The 15,409-nt window shown below is 45.0% G+C and carries 17 protein-coding genes and 1 pseudogene; all 18 read right to left on the reverse strand.

All coding sequences use genetic code 11. The annotated features are described in order from the left end of the window. Positions 1-5: 5 nt before the first annotated feature. Positions 6-421 (reverse strand): annotated as a pseudogene (locus MSG33_RS11540) (DUF350 domain-containing protein). Next, entirely contained in the window at positions 421-1,464 is a 1,044-nt protein-coding gene (locus MSG33_RS11545; RefSeq protein WP_248381126.1) for a potassium channel family protein, read from the reverse strand. The pseudogene MSG33_RS11540 and the gene MSG33_RS11545 overlap by 1 nt, the downstream one beginning before the upstream one ends. A gap of 118 nt (positions 1,465-1,582) precedes the next feature. Next, entirely contained in the window at positions 1,583-2,644 is a 1,062-nt protein-coding gene (gene nadA / locus MSG33_RS11550; RefSeq protein WP_248381129.1) for a quinolinate synthase NadA, read from the reverse strand. A gap of 253 nt (positions 2,645-2,897) precedes the next feature. Beyond that, positions 2,898-3,650, reverse strand: coding sequence for a tol-pal system protein YbgF (gene ybgF, locus MSG33_RS11555; protein ID WP_248381132.1), 753 nt, complete (start codon positions 3,648-3,650; stop codon positions 2,898-2,900). A gap of 15 nt (positions 3,651-3,665) precedes the next feature. Then, a complete protein-coding gene (gene pal, locus MSG33_RS11560) occupies positions 3,666-4,190 on the reverse strand; it encodes a peptidoglycan-associated lipoprotein Pal (RefSeq protein WP_005378293.1) in 525 nt (174 codons plus the stop codon). Positions 4,191-4,220: 30 nt separating this feature from the next. Continuing rightward, positions 4,221-5,573 carry a Tol-Pal system beta propeller repeat protein TolB gene (tolB, locus tag MSG33_RS11565; protein WP_005390758.1) on the reverse strand — a complete coding sequence of 451 codons (1,353 nt, stop codon included), beginning with the start codon at positions 5,571-5,573 and terminating at the stop codon, positions 4,221-4,223. Positions 5,574-5,585: 12 nt separating this feature from the next. Next, positions 5,586-6,653 carry a cell envelope integrity protein TolA gene (tolA, locus tag MSG33_RS11570; protein WP_053807177.1) on the reverse strand — a complete coding sequence of 356 codons (1,068 nt, stop codon included), beginning with the start codon at positions 6,651-6,653 and terminating at the stop codon, positions 5,586-5,588. A 13-nt stretch (positions 6,654-6,666) separates the two neighbouring features. Next, positions 6,667-7,110, reverse strand: a complete 444-nt coding sequence (locus MSG33_RS11575) for an ExbD/TolR family protein (RefSeq protein ID WP_005378298.1) — start codon at positions 7,108-7,110, stop codon at positions 6,667-6,669. Between the two features lie 3 nt (positions 7,111-7,113). Next, on the reverse strand, positions 7,114-7,812 hold the full coding sequence (tolQ, locus tag MSG33_RS11580; protein WP_248381135.1) for a protein TolQ: 699 nt from the start codon (positions 7,810-7,812) through the stop codon (positions 7,114-7,116). Then, complete coding sequence (gene ybgC, locus MSG33_RS11585) at positions 7,802-8,221, reverse strand: tol-pal system-associated acyl-CoA thioesterase (RefSeq protein ID WP_012841975.1); 420 nt, start codon at positions 8,219-8,221, stop codon at positions 7,802-7,804. Before ybgC ends, tolQ begins: the two co-directional genes overlap by 11 nt. Positions 8,222-8,393: 172 nt before the next feature. After that, positions 8,394-8,696 carry a cyd operon protein YbgE gene (ybgE, locus tag MSG33_RS11590; RefSeq protein WP_046874743.1) on the reverse strand — a complete coding sequence of 101 codons (303 nt, stop codon included), beginning with the start codon at positions 8,694-8,696 and terminating at the stop codon, positions 8,394-8,396. Further along, positions 8,689-8,796, reverse strand: a complete 108-nt coding sequence (gene cydX, locus MSG33_RS11595; RefSeq protein ID WP_000270284.1) for a cytochrome bd-I oxidase subunit CydX — start codon at positions 8,794-8,796, stop codon at positions 8,689-8,691. The genes ybgE and cydX overlap by 8 nt, the downstream gene beginning before the upstream one ends. A gap of 12 nt (positions 8,797-8,808) precedes the next feature. After that, entirely contained in the window at positions 8,809-9,945 is a 1,137-nt protein-coding gene (cydB, locus tag MSG33_RS11600) for a cytochrome d ubiquinol oxidase subunit II (protein WP_006742909.1), read from the reverse strand. A 17-nt stretch (positions 9,946-9,962) separates the two neighbouring features. Then, positions 9,963-11,549 (reverse strand): cytochrome ubiquinol oxidase subunit I, encoded by a 1,587-nt coding sequence (gene cydA, locus MSG33_RS11605; protein ID WP_104971476.1) that lies wholly within the window; start codon positions 11,547-11,549, stop codon positions 9,963-9,965. 461 nt (positions 11,550-12,010) lie between these two features. Continuing rightward, positions 12,011-13,015 (reverse strand): Holliday junction branch migration DNA helicase RuvB, encoded by a 1,005-nt coding sequence (ruvB, locus tag MSG33_RS11610; protein WP_031780162.1) that lies wholly within the window; start codon positions 13,013-13,015, stop codon positions 12,011-12,013. 287 nt (positions 13,016-13,302) lie between these two features. Next, positions 13,303-13,917: a Holliday junction branch migration protein RuvA gene (gene ruvA, locus MSG33_RS11615; protein WP_134646931.1), complete on the reverse strand. Its 615-nt coding sequence runs from the start codon at positions 13,915-13,917 to the stop codon at positions 13,303-13,305. Between the two features lie 67 nt (positions 13,918-13,984). Then, the gene (gene ruvC / locus MSG33_RS11620; RefSeq protein ID WP_012841980.1) at positions 13,985-14,506 is read right to left on the reverse strand and encodes a crossover junction endodeoxyribonuclease RuvC; all 522 of its coding nucleotides are present in this window, start codon (positions 14,504-14,506) and stop codon (positions 13,985-13,987) included. Between the two features lie 91 nt (positions 14,507-14,597). Further along, positions 14,598-15,344, reverse strand: a complete 747-nt coding sequence (locus MSG33_RS11625) for a YebC/PmpR family DNA-binding transcriptional regulator (RefSeq protein WP_248381138.1) — start codon at positions 15,342-15,344, stop codon at positions 14,598-14,600. Positions 15,345-15,409 lie beyond the last annotated feature (65 nt).

Genomic DNA, 15,409 nt, shown 5'->3' on the forward strand with positions numbered 1-15,409 from the left:
TCCTCCTAGTACGTCATACAAGCGGCATTTAATACACCGACCGATATAGAAACAGCCGCTAATACAATACCGGCAGGCAGCTCATCTTTTTCGATACGCTCAGTCACTTTTGGAAGTAAAACAAAACGTACAATCGCAAATGCAATGATCTGCGCCAGCATTGCAACAACGCCCCATACCATAAAATCGACAATGTTGACTGAGTTTTTTGCAGCCCCGAAATCGCAATACAATAACCAAGAAATGCACCACTTAGTGCAATCGCTGCCGCTGTATTTTGCTTTTCTTTGATAAGGTGCCATTCATCGTAAGGCGTAAGCTTGACGTAGATGAACTTAAACGCCAAAACGAAAATAATAGAAACAGAAAAATAGAGTAAAAAGTTGGGAAAACCTGCTAACAGGTCAGCAATCATGTACATTATTGTTCCTTGTTCATTTCTTTCCATGCAAAATCTTCAATACGTTCATCTGCAATGTAAAACAGCTTGGTACTCGGTGGTACTTCAGCATCTAAATCTGGGTTGAGTTGGATACCATGGCCAATGTCAAAAGCAATTAGCGTGGCATGATGACGCCTTTTGAGAAAAACGAAGAGACTCTCAACAGTAGTTACTGGCAGCCTTTCAGGATAAATGACCGAGTATTGAGTCATACCTCGTGTTGAAGCTAATAGCTCTTGGTGAAGTGCACTTGAGCCCGGATCTACCGCCGCTTTTGCCAGCATTTCCGCGCCAACTGCAGGTATGCATTCCGCTTTCGGACAATGTTGACTTAAAAGACGGCCTAACGCCTCATCTTTAAAGTAAGCGACCAAATGTGCGGAAGGATTCACAGAAGCACAGTACAGCGCGGCTGACAGCGTGATATCGTCCGAGAGGTTATCAACAATAACGCAAGCTGCTTCAGCAATATTGGCGTTTTTCATCTCTTGCGAATCCGTGTAGCTGGTCACTTTGATAAAACTGATCTCGCCTGGCAACGGGTTTTCTATTTCTGAACGGCTGCATAAAACAATCGGACGCTTCCCCTCTTCTTCATGTTGTAACATGCGAATAAGGTGCATCGTTCTCGATCCATTCCAACCCAACAATACAATATGGTTTTCCACTCTTACTCTCCGTTTTCCTAAAATACCCGCTCGCCAGTAACCCATCGCTGCTCCAGCGACACGTCCCAATAATGCAGCGAATAGGCTCAAGCCGCCTGGGATCACAAACAGTACAACAACCCATTTACCCAAATCTGTCACTGGAGAATGATCGCCATAGCCAACCGTACTCGCCGTAACCATAAGGTAATAGATAAAGTTAGAGAAGCTGTCTGTTAATGCGGTTTCACCAGCGAGAATGAGCAGCCCCCAAGAAAGGCTCACATATAAGCCACTAAAGATGAGAAGACTTCGGTTGCTCAATTTAAAAAGGTGTGAACTAAGCCACTTTTTAACTACTAACCACACCGCCATAAATTTATAACCTCGATATTCATTGATTGCATCAATAGTAACTCATTGATAGTAAGACACAAAAAAACCAGCCATATTCGGCTGGTTTTTGAGATTTACTTTCAGTTACGCCTACTTTTTAAGCATTACCTTTCACTTGCATATTTAGCTGCTCAGCAAAGTCCAACATGCGATTTAACGGAATGAGCGATTTAACACGCAATTCTTCATCAACAAAGATCTCGTGTTCTTCACCGCCTTCACTAAGCGCTTTCTCTATCGCTTTCAAACCGTTCATTGCCATCCAAGGGCAGTGTGCGCAGCTACGGCATGTTGCGCCAGCACCTGCGGTTGGCGCTTCGATAAGTTCTTTCTCTGGCACAAGTTGCTGCATTTTAAAGAAAATGCCTTTGTCTGTCGCAACGATCATTTGTTTATGAGGAAGCACTTTCGCTGCTTTGATCAACTGACTCGTCGAGCCAACGGCATCGGCAAGTTCAACCACACTTGCTGGTGATTCAGGGTGAACCAAAATAGCCGCATCTGGATACACGCTCTTCATTTTGCGTAGCGCATCAGCAGAAAACTCATCATGAACCACACACTCACCTTGCCATAGCAGCATGTCTGCGCCAGTTTTATTAGCGATGTACGATCCTAGGTGACGGTCCGGTCCCCAAATAATTGGCTTATCTTCAGCGTCTAAGTGTTCTACGATTTCAAGCGCAATACTTGATGTAACGACCCAATCGGCACGGGCTTTAACCGCTGCTGAGGTATTTGCATAAACCACAACCGTGTGATCAGGGTGAGCATCACAGAACTCACTGAACTTATCCGCTGGACAGCCAAGATCGAGCGAACATTCCGCTTCCAACGTTGGCATTAGAATTCGCTTTTCTGGTGTTAGGATTTTGGCCGACTCGCCCATAAAGCGAACACCGCCAATGATCAGTGTGCTTGCAGGATGACGATTACCAAACTTCGCCATTTCCAACGAGTCACCAACAAAACCACCCGTTTCTTCCGCTAGGGCTTGAATCTCAGGATCGGTATAGTAGTGCGCGATAAGTACCGCATCCTTTTCTTTTAGCAGCTTTTTAATGCGCTCAATGTAAGACGCTTTTTCTTCTTCGCTTAATGGAACTGGCTTCGGTGGGAATGGGTAAACAGTGTCGATTTTATCTAATATATGGCTCATTGCTCTTGCTCTACGCAACTTCCTTTAGTCCGAGTATTGTAACCTCGTTAATTTTCAAAAACCAACTTGTCGCGGGGATTTCTAGCTATCTAGCCGTATATCTTTGTTACAGGTAGCATTTCTGATTGAAAGGATCCGTTGCAAGATGGGGATAAAAGGCTCAATGCCATTCCTCTCGATTTATTCGATCACCACCGATAAAGAAACGGAAAAGAAAAAGGAAGCCGAAGCTTCCTTTTTAAAACATAACGTCTTACAGCTTAGAGCTGGCAAGTTTTGCAGATGCACTACCTGGGTATTCATCAACCACTTGTTGGTAGTACTTTTTCGCTTGAGCTGCATTGTTATTACGCTCTGCGATTTCACCTAACTTGAGCAAAGCATCGGCTCGCTTATTGGAGTCTTTATAAGACACCACCGCTGCAAAGCTCTTTACAGCATCTTTGTCCTGCTTCTTAGCGAAGTACAATTGGCCTAGCCAATAGTGAGAATTCGCTGAGTATGTGGAGTCAGGATAATCTTTCTGGAACTGCTGGAACGCTGCAATTGCGCCAGTGTAGTCACGTTTCTTGAGAATGAGGTCGACTGCATTTTGGTATGCCGTTTGCTCATCAACATTTGGTGTGTACTGACCACCTGTTTTAGCCGGTTTCGCTTCTTGCGCAGGCGCGGATTTGATTACTCCACGCACACGATCTAGCTCGACAAACAACTCTCGTTGACGTTGCAACATTTGCTTCATTTCGTAGCTATTTCGCTCTAATTGACCACGTAATTCACTGATCTCTTGTGACATTTGGTCAATTTGCTGTTGCATTTGGAGCTGAACGCGATTGCGGTTTTGTAGCAAGCGCTCTAGACGCTCTACTTCCGTTTCAGATGAACGGCTCTTAGAGACGGATGATGTGCTGTTGAGATCGGATACTGGAGCTGGTGCAGCGAACGCAAAGTTCGCTGCACTTGCCAGTAACGTAAGCGCAACAGCGCGCTTAGTGTTACTGAACATGAGGATTACCTCGAATTAGTATACTAGAACCGCGCGACGGTTCTTAGCGTAAACTTCATCTGATTGACCTAGAAGAAGTGGCTTCTCTTCACCGTAGCTAACGATTGAGATTTGGTCAGCTTGAACACCTAGTGCTTGCAGGTAGTTCGCTACTGCTTGTGCACGACGCTCACCAAGAGCGATGTTGTACTCAGGAGTACCACGCTCATCAGCGTGACCTTCGATAGTCACGTTAAGAGCTGGGTTCTTGCTTAGGTAAGAAGCATGAGCTGCAAGCATCTCTTCGTAATCTGCTGCAATTGTTGAGTTATCAAAAGCAAAGTAGATTGTTTGAGTTTCACGTAGCGCTTGCTCTTTTAGCTCTTGCTCTGTTAGCTGACCGCTTTGATCAATTGGCGTAGCTACTGTTGTTTCAACTGCGCCATTGTTGTTTGTTGCTGCACCAGTGTTAGAAGCAGCGTCGTCGCTTGAGCTACACGCTGTAACAGCCATCACAGGAAGCGCGATTAGTAGCCCTTTTAGAACCTTGTTCAGTTGCATCTTATTTTCCTTTATTAATCAAACTTATTACTACAAAAACGGTGACCATGCAGGCGCTCTAACACGCCCATTTGTTGCCGGTAATCTAGCTTTGAATCGACCATCAATTGACACCATCGATAGTACGTTTTTCTTGTTGTAAATCGAGCTATACACAACCATGCCACCGTTTGGGGCAATACTAGGAGACTCATCAAGCAAGGTCTTAGTTAAGACTTGAAGAGCACCAGTTTCCAAATCTTGTTTCGCCAAGTTAAATCCTGCGTTGCTGCGGTTCACCATTACTAGGAATCGCCCATCAGGAGTAATCTGGCCACCCAAATTTTGGCTGCCTTGCCAAGTCAAACGGTCAATAGAACCGCTGCCCAAATTTACTTGATAAATCTGTGGTTTACCACCCCTATCCGATGTGAAAATCAACGATTTTCCATCTGGATGCCAGAACGGTTCAGTATTATTTGATCTGCCACGCGTAATTTGCGTCAGCTTGCGAGTGTTAAGATCGAACGTGTAAACATGAAGCGAGCCTGTCTTAGAGAGAACAATCGCTAACTTATTGCCGTCAGGCGAAAATCTTGGCGCACCATTATGACGTGGGTATGAAGTAATCTTCTCACGCTCACCGGTGTAGATGTTCATGATAAAGATTTCTGCTTGACCATTTTGGAAGCTAACATACGCAAGCTTTTTACCATCTGGCGACCATGCTGGTGACATTAATGGTTGCTTAGAACGTAAAACCAAGCGCTCGTTGTAACCATCGTAATCAGCCACACGAAGTTGGTAAGGGAAACGGTCTTTATCATTCACCACCACGTATGCAATACGGGTCATGAAGGCGCCACGGTCACCCGTTAACTGCTCATACACCAAATCAGAGATGCGGTGAGCGTACTCACGCATGCGAGGACCTTGAACTGTCGCGACCTTATTGAACAGCACATGATCTTTTGACAGTACTAATTCGCCATCGCTACCAAGCGCTTTACTTTTTCCACCCGTTAGCTGACCACGCACAATATCAACAAGTTGATAGTTGATAACGTAATCACCTTGAGCATTTTGTTTGATTGAGCCAGTCAGCAGAGCATCTACACCTAAATTAGTCCAGGCATCAAAATTGACTTCTGATTCACTGAACGGAGTTTGTGGCATCTTGCTCGTTGGAACGGGGCTGAACTTACCACTGCGTTGCAAATCCGAGGCAATAACAGCAGAAATATCCGTTGGAAGCGCTTGAGTGCCCTCCCACTTAAACGGAACAACAGCAATTGGTCGTGCTGAATCAATACCATCGGTAATGACCAACTCTAATGCGGCATTCGCCACATTTGTCATACTGCTAAACAGTACAAACATTCCTAGTAAAAGGCGTCTAATCACGTCTTATTCCTTTTAGTCCAAAGCAACAGTTATGTTGATGTCTTTTAGTCTTTCGTTTACCGCAGCTTCTGAAGATTTAGGGAACGTCCCTACCTGAGCTATCGCTCGCTTCGCCGCTGCACATACTCGAGTATCGCCACTCAAAACGGTAACACCAGAGACCATCATATCAGTTCCTGTCGGAATCAATTTGATGTTTACCCTACACTCCTTTCCCAGCAAGTAGTCATCCTTAATCAACTTTTGCTGAATATTTTGAGTATAGATGGATGACATTCGAGAAAGTTCATCGTCAATAAATTGATTTCGAGCAGCACTATTTTTACTAACCTCATCCTCAAGACCCGCAAAAATATCATCTAACGCGGCTTCTTGAGCTTTACGCTCACGCTCGGCACGCTCAGCTGCTTCTCTCGCTTTACGCTCTCGCTCTGCCGCCTCTTTTGCCGCTTTCTCTTTTGCAATGCGCTCTTGTTCAGCTTTTTCAGCAGCTTCACGCTCACGACGTGCTTTTTCTTCCGCTTCTTTTGCTGCCTTTTCACGAGCTAGACGTTCTTGCTCAGCTTTTGCTATAGCGGCTTCTTTCGCTAAACGCTCCTGCTCAGCTTTACGCACAGCTTCTTCTTTTGCCTTACGCTCTTTCTCTAGCTTAGCAGCTCGCTCTTTTTCTTTGCGAACGCGTTCTTCTTCCTGCTTGCGCTCTTGCTCTTTTTTCTTACGTGCAGCTTCTGCTTCTCGTGCCGCTTGAGCATCTTTCGCTTGCTGTTCTTTCAACTTGCGAATTTGCTCTTCTTCAGCTTTACGGTTTTTTTCTAGCTGCTCTGCTTCGCGTCTTAGTTTATCAAGACGCTCTTGTTCTTTTTTCGCTGCCTTTTCGCGTTGCTGGCGAATTTCTTTCGCTTGTTGCTGCACAAGTTTTGGATCGATGACAACAGCTTGAACCATTTGCCCTGTAGGCTCTGGTTTAGACATGTTGAAGTCCGTCCCCCAAAGCAGGGCTGCAACGAGAATTGCATGCAAACCAACCGATATTGCTATCGGTTTGGCGTATTGGTTGGGCTTCTTCTTGTGATCTTTCATAGATAATTGATGTCTATTCCCTGATATCGGTCATTAGACCTACCTTAGGGATACCAGCTCGACTTAGTTCATCCAGTAATAGAACAACATCGGCATATGGTGTTGCCGCGTCGCCACCTACCGCAACTGGTGAATCTGGCTTAACCTCTCGCTCCGCTTTCACTCGCACAATAACATCTTGCAACGACAAACCTCGCTGAACTTCTTCATCGTTTACGCTTAGGCCTAAATTACCCTCGCTATCAATTTCGATGATGATAAAACTACTGTCAGTTTCACCAGCAAGGTCTTGCATAGATTCAGCGGTCGATGTTTTCGGAAGATCAACATCGACGCCTTGAGTCACAAATGGAGCGGTCGCCATAAAAATGATCAACAGTACGAGCATTACGTCAATGTACGGAACAACGTTGATCTCCGCTGTCATTTTTCGCTTTTTAGGTTGATAACCCGCCATGCTTTATTCCTTATCCGCGCTGTCTCGGCCAGCCATCGCTTGACGATGAAGGATGCTGTGGAATTCTTCAGAGAATGTTGCGTAAGTGTGCTCTAGTTTGCTCACTTTATTGCTTAGGCGGTTGTAGGCCATTACAGCCGGAATAGCCGCAAATAGACCCATCGCTGTCGCGATCAATGCCTCGGCGATACCCGGTGCAACCATAGACAACGTAGCTTGTTTTACTTCTCCCAACGCAATAAAAGCGTGCATGATCCCCCAAACGGTACCAAATAGGCCGATGTAAGGACTGATAGAACCGACTGTCGCTAAGAACGGTAAGCTTGTTTCTAGTTCATCAACCTCACGAGAGACAGCAACGCGCATTGCGCGGCCAGTGCCTTCCATGATGTACGCTGGTGAGTTTGCGTTGCTCTTACGTAGACGAGCAAACTCCGTGAAACCTGCGTAAAAAATTTCTTCTGTGCCTTCAATTTCGTCTTTATGCGCTTTTACTTTTTGGTAAAGCTGAGAAAGATCAGTACCCGACCAGAATTTGTCTTCAAACTGCTCTGCATTCTTTGAAGCTTGAGAAAGCACTTTGCTGCGCTTGATGATCATTGCCCATGACACAATTGACATGCCAAGCAACGTCAGCATCACAAGCTTTACCAACAGACTGGCCTGAAGAAAGAGATCTAAAATGGAAATATCAGCAGTCACTATTTGTTAGCTCCGAATTTATAAAGGTTGGAATAGCTATTGGTTTCATTTTCTTATTATCGATACATGCTACCTTAACAGAGGCCTTGCACAATATCTTGCCTTGATCATTGACCAACTCTTGACAGAATTGCAGGGAAGCACGTTTTATTTCTGACACTCGGGTTAATACTGTCAAATGCTCGTCCAGCCTTGCCCCTTGGTTGAAATCAATATCCATGTGTCGGACAACAAAGCCGATATTTTGTTCCAGTAACACATGTTGAGAAATGCCTTTGGCACGTAACATTTCTGTCCGTGCGCGTTCAAAGAATTTTAGATAATTAGAATGATATACAACGCCGCCCGCATCGGTGTCTTCATAGTACACGGTGATCGGCCAGCGAAAGAGATTTGATGTGCCTTGCAAGGGAGTCCCAATATATTCAATTCTTTAAAGTAATTACTATAACTGAAGCGACAGCAATTGGTACCGAGCTAAGGGAATATTTTTGAAATTTGTAGAAAAAATAAAAGCTAGGCGAAATACCTAGCTTTTATTCGATGATTTAGTAACCGACTTTATTACAGCGTATTTCAGCCTAAAAGAAATAAAGTGCCGTTAGATAAATTAAGATAGCTAACGAAAAATAGGGACTAAACAAAACTTGCCAGTACCAGTTTCTCGGTTTGAAGCCCACACCGTAAACCATGCTTGAGCATACAGACCAAATCAGTGCCGGTGCGATGATTGAGTTAAAACCACCAATCGCTTGATGATAAGCTTCAGGATCCCACATCACCAATCCTACGTGCATAAAGCCAAGGATGAGAGATAAGACTCTTAACAGAGTCTTATCCATCGGAGCGTGAAGTTGCGCTACCTTATCAGCGAGATTACTCACTGTCTTTGTCCATCATTTCTGAGTGCTCTAACCAAAGAGCGTTGATGATACCGAATGCACAAGCAAGTAGTACACCTAGAATCCATGCGAAATACCACATAGTAAATGCTCCTTAGTAAAGTGAGTTTTTGTTGTCTTCAATGTACTGATCATCAAGGCGACCAAACATCTTGTAGTAAGTCCAAGACGTGTAACCAAGGATGATTGGTACCATAACAAACGCAACGCCTGTCATTAGATTCAGAGTCAGTTCAGATGACGTTGCATCCCACATTGTTAAGCTGTGGCTTGGCATTAAGTCTGAAGGCATGATGAATGGGAACATCGCAAAACCTGCAGTAAAGATAACGCCAGCAACACCCAAGCTTGAAGTAATGAACGAAATCGCACACTTTTCAAGACGAGATGCCAATACAGCAAGAAGCGGCATTGCGACACCTAGTACAGGAGCAGCCCATAGTAGTGGGTAGTTTTCAAAATTCTTCATCCACGCACCAGCTTCACGGATTACCTCTTTGTTTAGAGGGTTAGAAGCTGCATTAGTGTCGATACCGCCAACAATGACGTAACCATCGATATTTTGGATCCAGAAACCAGCCGCTACAAACGCTGCAACCGTCAGTAAACCTGCCAACTGAGCAACGTTGCGAGCACGCACATGCACTTCGCCCGTTGTTTTCATTTGTAGCCAAGTCGAACCTTGCATCAAAATCATGAACAAGCTAACTAGGCCACACAGCAATGCAAATGGGTTTAGAAGACCAAAGAATGAGCCATGGTATGTTGGCATCAAGAACTCACTCAATTGGAATGGTACGCCCTGTAGTAGGTTGCCAAACGCTACACCAAAGATGATTGGTGGAACAAAACCACTGATTGAGATACAGATATCCCAGGTATTGCGCCATTTTGGATCTTCAATTTTAGAGCGGTAGTCTAGGCCCAGAGGACGAAGCCATAGCGCTGCTAGTGTCAAAATCATCGCTAAGTAGAAGCCTGAAAATGACGTTGCGTAAACCAAAGGCCAAGCTGCGAACAGTGCACCACCAGCAGTGATAAGCCAAACTTGGTTACCATCCCAGTGAGGGGCAATTGAGTTAATCATGACGCGACGTTGCGTGTCGTTTTTACCGATAATAGGTACAAGCGCGCCTACACCCATATCGAAACCGTCTGTTACTGCAAAACCAACTAGTAGAACACCGATTAGTACCCACCAGATGAGTCGCAAGATTTCGTAATCAAACATCTTGTTATCTCCTTACCTTACGCTTCTACTTGGCGACTAACTTTGTCTTCAACAGAGTCAGCATTTTGCTCGAAGTGGTAGCGACCCGTTTTTAGGCTACTTGGACCTTTACGAGCGAATTTCAACATTAGGTAAACTTCTGCAACCAGGAATACCGTGTATAGCGCCAGAATTGCGAATAGTGAAGTCCAGATTTCACCAGCAGTTAGTGCAGAAGCTGCAACGTGCACTGGTAAAATTTCACCAACAGCCCATGGCTGACGACCGTACTCAGCGACGAACCAACCCGCTTCAATCGCAATCCACGGTAGTGGGATGCTGAATAGTGCAGCTTTAAGAATCCATTGTTTTTGTTCGATCTTCTGACGACACGTTTGAACAAATGCCGCACCGAAAACGAATAGCATGATGAAACCACAAGCAACCATGATACGGAATGACCAGAATAGCGGCCATACTGTTGGGATTGAGTCATCTGCAGCAGCTTGGATTTGCTCTTCTGTCGCATCAACAACATTGTCTGTGTAGCGTTTTAGAAGTAGACCGTAACCTAGGTCACCCTTCACTTCATCAAACGCAGTCATATTTTCTTCTGATTTATCACCCGCACGAAGCTTCTCAAGAAGTTCATAAGCGTACATACCGTCACGAATACGATCGACGTGCTCATCACGTAGGTCACGAAGACCTGTTACTTGCTCATCAAAAGAACGTGTCGCGATGATACCCATTACGTAAGGGATCTTGATTGCGTAATCGGTGTGCATGGTTTCTTGGTTAGGAACACCAAATAACGTAAACGCTGCTGGAGCTGGCTCTGTGTGCCATTCTGCTTCAATTGCAGCAAGCTTCACTTTTTGAACTTCACCAAGCTCGTAGCCAGATTCGTCACCAAGAACGATGGTAGATAAGATAGCTGCAATACCGAAAGATGCAGCGATAGCAAATGAACGACGAGCAAACGCAATGTCACGACCTTTTAATAGGTAGTATGAACTGATGCCTAGAATAAACATTGCGCCACAAGTGTAACCAGAAGCAACCGTATGCACGAACTTAACCTGAGCAACTGGGTTTAGTACAACTTCAGAGAAGCTTACCATTTCCATTCGCATGGTTTCGAAGTTGAAGTCCGCGCCTACTGGGTTTTGCATCCAGCCGTTTGCGATAAGAATCCAAAGTGCAGAGAAGTTAGAGCCCAGCGCCACAAGCCAAGTAACCGCTAAGTGTTGACGTTTAGATAGACGATCCCACCCGAAGAAGAATAGACCAACAAAAGTTGACTCCAGGAAGAATGCGACAAGGGCTTCGATCGCTAGCGGCGCACCGAAGATGTCACCTACATAGTGGGAGTAGTAAGACCAGTTCGTACCAAACTGGAATTCCATGGTAAGGCCTGTCGCCACACCAAGTGCAAAGTTAATACCGAATAGCTTACCCCAGAACTTGGTCATGTCCTTGTAGATTTGCTTGTTCGTCATTACGTACATCGATTCCATAATGGCCAGAAGGAAGGCCATACCAAGGGTCAATGGTACGAATAGGAAGTGATACATCGCTGTCAGTGCAAACTGCAACCGCGATAGATCAACTACGTCAATCATGGTAACTCCTATGTGTCGGCTGAATGACACTCTCTACATATTGCAATCCATATTCAAGTGTTATTTACACTTGAAAAATGTTGAATTATCACAACTCATTGTTGCAAAAATGTGCTTCATTGGTTAGTTAATTGTTAAGCATCAGCTAATATAGCTAGGGCTAATATTACTTGTAAAAACAGATTGTTTCAAAAGGTTTATAGCCGGAATGCGCTTTGATATACATCAATGTTTATGCGCGGAATTTGCACAAAAATCCATCACATTGATCCAGATCAACCAGTATTAGATACGGATGTTAAGAGAGAGTAATCAGGAGAGAAATTAACCAGTTGCGAGCAAACATAGAGTTAACAATCAATGCTTTTTACTTACTAAACTGGTATGAGAAGAAATTCAAAAAATGTGAGTTTGGTCAACTTTAATGAAGCGCTGGGCCGCAAAGGCCCAGCGCGGGAATCTTATTTTTCAATTCCGAAATGCAAATACGCACGATCTGTCGCGATTCTTCCACGTGGAGTGCGTTGTAAGTAACCTTGCTGAATAAGATAAGGCTCAAGAACGTCTTCGATAGTATCCTTTTCTTCACCAATCGCTGCCGCCATGTTATCGAGTCCGACCGGACCACCACCAAATTTCTCCATAATTGCGAGTAGTAGTTTGCGGTCCATGTAATCGAAACCTTCGGCGTCCACATCAAGCATATTCAGCGCTTTGTCGGCAACCTCTGCACAAATGTGACCATTTCCTTTCACTTCCGCATAATCGCGAACACGACGTAGTAGACGGTTAGCAATACGTGGTGTGCCACGTGCACGTCTTGCCACTTCCAAGGCGCCTTCAGGTTCCATTGACAAACCTAAACAATCCGCGCTGCGCTGCACAATATCTTGGAGGTCTTTTATCTTATAAAACTCAAGACGCTGAGTAATACCAAAACGGTCGCGTAATGGTGACGTTAAAGAGCCTGCTCGGGTCGTTGCACCAATCAAAGTAAACGGCGGCAAATCGATCTTAATAGAACGAGCGGCCGGACCTTCACCGATCATAATATCCAGTTGATAATCTTCCATCGCCGGATACAGAACCTCTTCAACCATCGGGCTTAAGCGGTGAATTTCGTCAATAAATAGAACGTCATTTTCTTCTAGGTTGGTTAGTAACGCGGCTAAATCGCCTGCTTTTTCAAGAACTGGCCCTGAAGTAGTACGGATGTTTACTTCCATCTCGTTGGCGACAATATTTGCTAGCGTGGTTTTACCCAAACCCGGAGGGCCAAAAATTAACAGGTGATCAAGAGCTTCACTACGTAACTGAGCAGCTTTGATGAAGATCTCCATTTGGTCACGAACGTGGTCCTGACCTTGGTAATCCGCCAACTTCTTTGGTCGAATAGCACGATCAATGACATCTTCATCACGAAAGGCAGGGTTTTCTGGAGCGATTAAACGATCGGCTTCAATCATCTTTTTACCTTGAAAAATGGTTACCTGAGAGAATAATGCCGCTCGTTTAACAGCAAGTGGCATATTTCTGTATCTCGTCATCCTGTACAGCGACGAACGAGCGTGATACAGGATCTTCTATCCGAGCACTTTATGGTCAAAATTGTTTCATTAACCGCTCAGCGCGCTGCTATTAAATTCCTAGTCTCACCAAGGCTCGCTGGAATGACACAAAAATATCGTTAAGCGATTGGCATTAACCTTAGAGAATGAGTTATCTTGAACAAATGCTCACTGTGAAACCAGCGTTACACCATTGATTTTAGAGCTTCACGGATCATTTGCTCACTGCTCATGTCCGGTTTAGCAATTTGAGACACCACTTTTGATGCCTGAGTAGGCTTGTACCCCAAAGCAAGCAACGCACTGATTGCCTCTTCTTCAGCGCTGTTTGAGTCAGACGCACGAGAGTCTGCAGGAGCCGCGTCCGTAAATGGTGTAAACAAGTCACCAGCCCCCCACCCTTTCAAGCGGTCTTTCATTTCAACAACCAAACGCTCTGCGGTTTTCTTACCAACGCCTGGAAGCTTAACTAGGGTAGAAACGTCTTCATGTTCCACACAAGTAACAAATTGGCTTGCTGTCATACCAGAGAGAATACCAAGACCGAGTTTAGGACCAACGCCATTGGCTTTGATCACTTCACGGAAAAGTGCCCGTTCTTTTACTGTGTTGAAACCGTATAGCAATTGCGCATCTTCACGGACGACAAAGTGAGTATAAATAATGGCTTCTTCGCCAACATTTGGCAGCTCGTAAAAACAGCTCATTGGCATCTGGACTTCATAACCAATGCCATTAACTTCAATTAATACTTCAGGTGGTTGTTTTTCAATCAGTGTGCCACGAAGACGTCCAATCACTATAAATACTCTTTGGAAATGAATTTGCGACAGGATAATAAAGAACTGGATAGACATCCAGTTAATTTTATCGGTAGCGCCCTTTTCTGGCACTGGTTGCTTTGCCCGCTAAGGCAACAAGGGTTTTGTTCGTATTGGCATGACAAATCGCCACACCTAAAGCATCGGCTGCATCCGCTTGAGGCTTGGCGGGCAGTTTAAGCATTTGCTGAACCATATGTTGAACTTGCGCTTTGTCCGCACCACCAGTACCGACTACAGCTTGCTTAATAAGACGCGCGGCGTATTCGTATACCGGCAACTCTGCATTCACCGCAGCAACAATTGCGCTGCCACGAGCCTGGCCAAGCTTTAATGCTGAATCCGCATTTTTAGCCATAAACACTTGTTCAATCGCAAATACGTCCGGTTGAAACTGAGTAATGATTTCCGTGACGCCAGCGTAAATCTGCTTAAGACGGCCCGGAAGTTCTTTTTCTGAAGTACGAATACAACCACTACCAAGGTATTGCAAATGGCGTCCATTTTGACGAATGACCCCATAACCGGTAATGCGTGAACCTGGGTCAATGCCCAAAATAATTGACATGAATGTTCCTAAAAATGAGGCCGAATGCGGCCTCAATTTCTTATTATTACTTTCTAATTTCGGAGCGAATACCGCTCACTGCACATTGAGTTTACTCTAGAGAGGCCGCAACGTCGTCAGAGATGTCACCGTTGTGATAAACCTCCTGAACATCGTCCAGATCTTCTAAAGCGTCAATCAAACGGAGCAGTTTTGGCGCAGTGTCCACATCCAGTTCTGCTTTCGTTGAAGGGATAAGCGACACTTCGGCGTTCTCCGCCTCAAAACCGGCAGCATCAAGGGCATCTTTTACGAGTCCAAAATCGCTTGGCGCGGTGTAAACATCAATCGAGCCATCTTCTGATGTTTCGATGTCATCAGCGCCACTTTCTAACGCCACTTCCATCACCGCATCTTCATCTAAACCTGGGGCGTATGAGATCACGCCTTTCTTGTCGAAAAGATAGTTTACACTACCATCCGTACCCAGATTGCCTCCTGACTTCGAGAACGCATGGCGTACACCAGATACTGTGCGATTTCGGTTATCCGTCATACATTCGACCATGACCGCAGTGCCACCCGGACCATAACCTTCATAGATTACGGTTTCCATATTGTCATCGCCTTCACCACCAGCACCTCGGCTGACAGCGCGGTTGACAGTGTCACGCGTCATGTTGTTAGACAACGCTTTATCAATTGCAGCTCGCAAACGTGGGTTATTTTCTGGCTCACCGCCTCCCTCTTTTGCAGCAACAACGATTTCACGGATTAATTTGGTAAAGGTTTTGCCGCGCTTCGCATCTTGCGCTGCTTTACGGTGACGAATATTCGCCCATTTACTATGACCTGCCATAATTCACCTTTTAATGTATTTTGACGCTTAATAGCAAACATGAGCTAAAAAGCGTTGCTTGGGAA

The sequence above is a fragment of the Vibrio sp. 1CM7H genome (assembly GCF_023161645.1).
Classification (GTDB): Bacteria; Pseudomonadota; Gammaproteobacteria; order Enterobacterales; family Vibrionaceae; genus Vibrio; species Vibrio diabolicus.

Coding starts and splice junctions, on each gene's coding strand:
- MSG33_RS11545 (WP_248381126.1), bottom strand. CDS start 1,464: ATGGCGGTGTGGTTAGTAGTTAAAAAGTGGCTTAGTTCACACCTTTTT.
- nadA (WP_248381129.1), bottom strand. CDS start 2,644: ATGAGCCATATATTAGATAAAATCGACACTGTTTACCCATTCCCACCG.
- ybgF (WP_248381132.1), bottom strand. CDS start 3,650: ATGTTCAGTAACACTAAGCGCGCTGTTGCGCTTACGTTACTGGCAAGT.
- pal (WP_005378293.1), bottom strand. CDS start 4,190: ATGCAACTGAACAAGGTTCTAAAAGGGCTACTAATCGCGCTTCCTGTG.
- tolA (WP_053807177.1), bottom strand. CDS start 6,653: ATGAAAGATCACAAGAAGAAGCCCAACCAATACGCCAAACCGATAGCA.
- MSG33_RS11575 (WP_005378298.1), bottom strand. CDS start 7,110: ATGGCGGGTTATCAACCTAAAAAGCGAAAAATGACAGCGGAGATCAAC.
- cydX (WP_000270284.1), bottom strand. CDS start 8,796: ATGTGGTATTTCGCATGGATTCTAGGTGTACTACTTGCTTGTGCATTC.
- cydB (WP_006742909.1), bottom strand. CDS start 9,945: ATGTTTGATTACGAAATCTTGCGACTCATCTGGTGGGTACTAATCGGT.
- cydA (WP_104971476.1), bottom strand. CDS start 11,549: ATGATTGACGTAGTTGATCTATCGCGGTTGCAGTTTGCACTGACAGCG.
- ruvB (WP_031780162.1), bottom strand. CDS start 13,015: ATGATTGAAGCCGATCGTTTAATCGCTCCAGAAAACCCTGCCTTTCGT.
- ruvC (WP_012841980.1), bottom strand. CDS start 14,506: ATGTCAATTATTTTGGGCATTGACCCAGGTTCACGCATTACCGGTTAT.
- MSG33_RS11625 (WP_248381138.1), bottom strand. CDS start 15,344: ATGGCAGGTCATAGTAAATGGGCGAATATTCGTCACCGTAAAGCAGCG.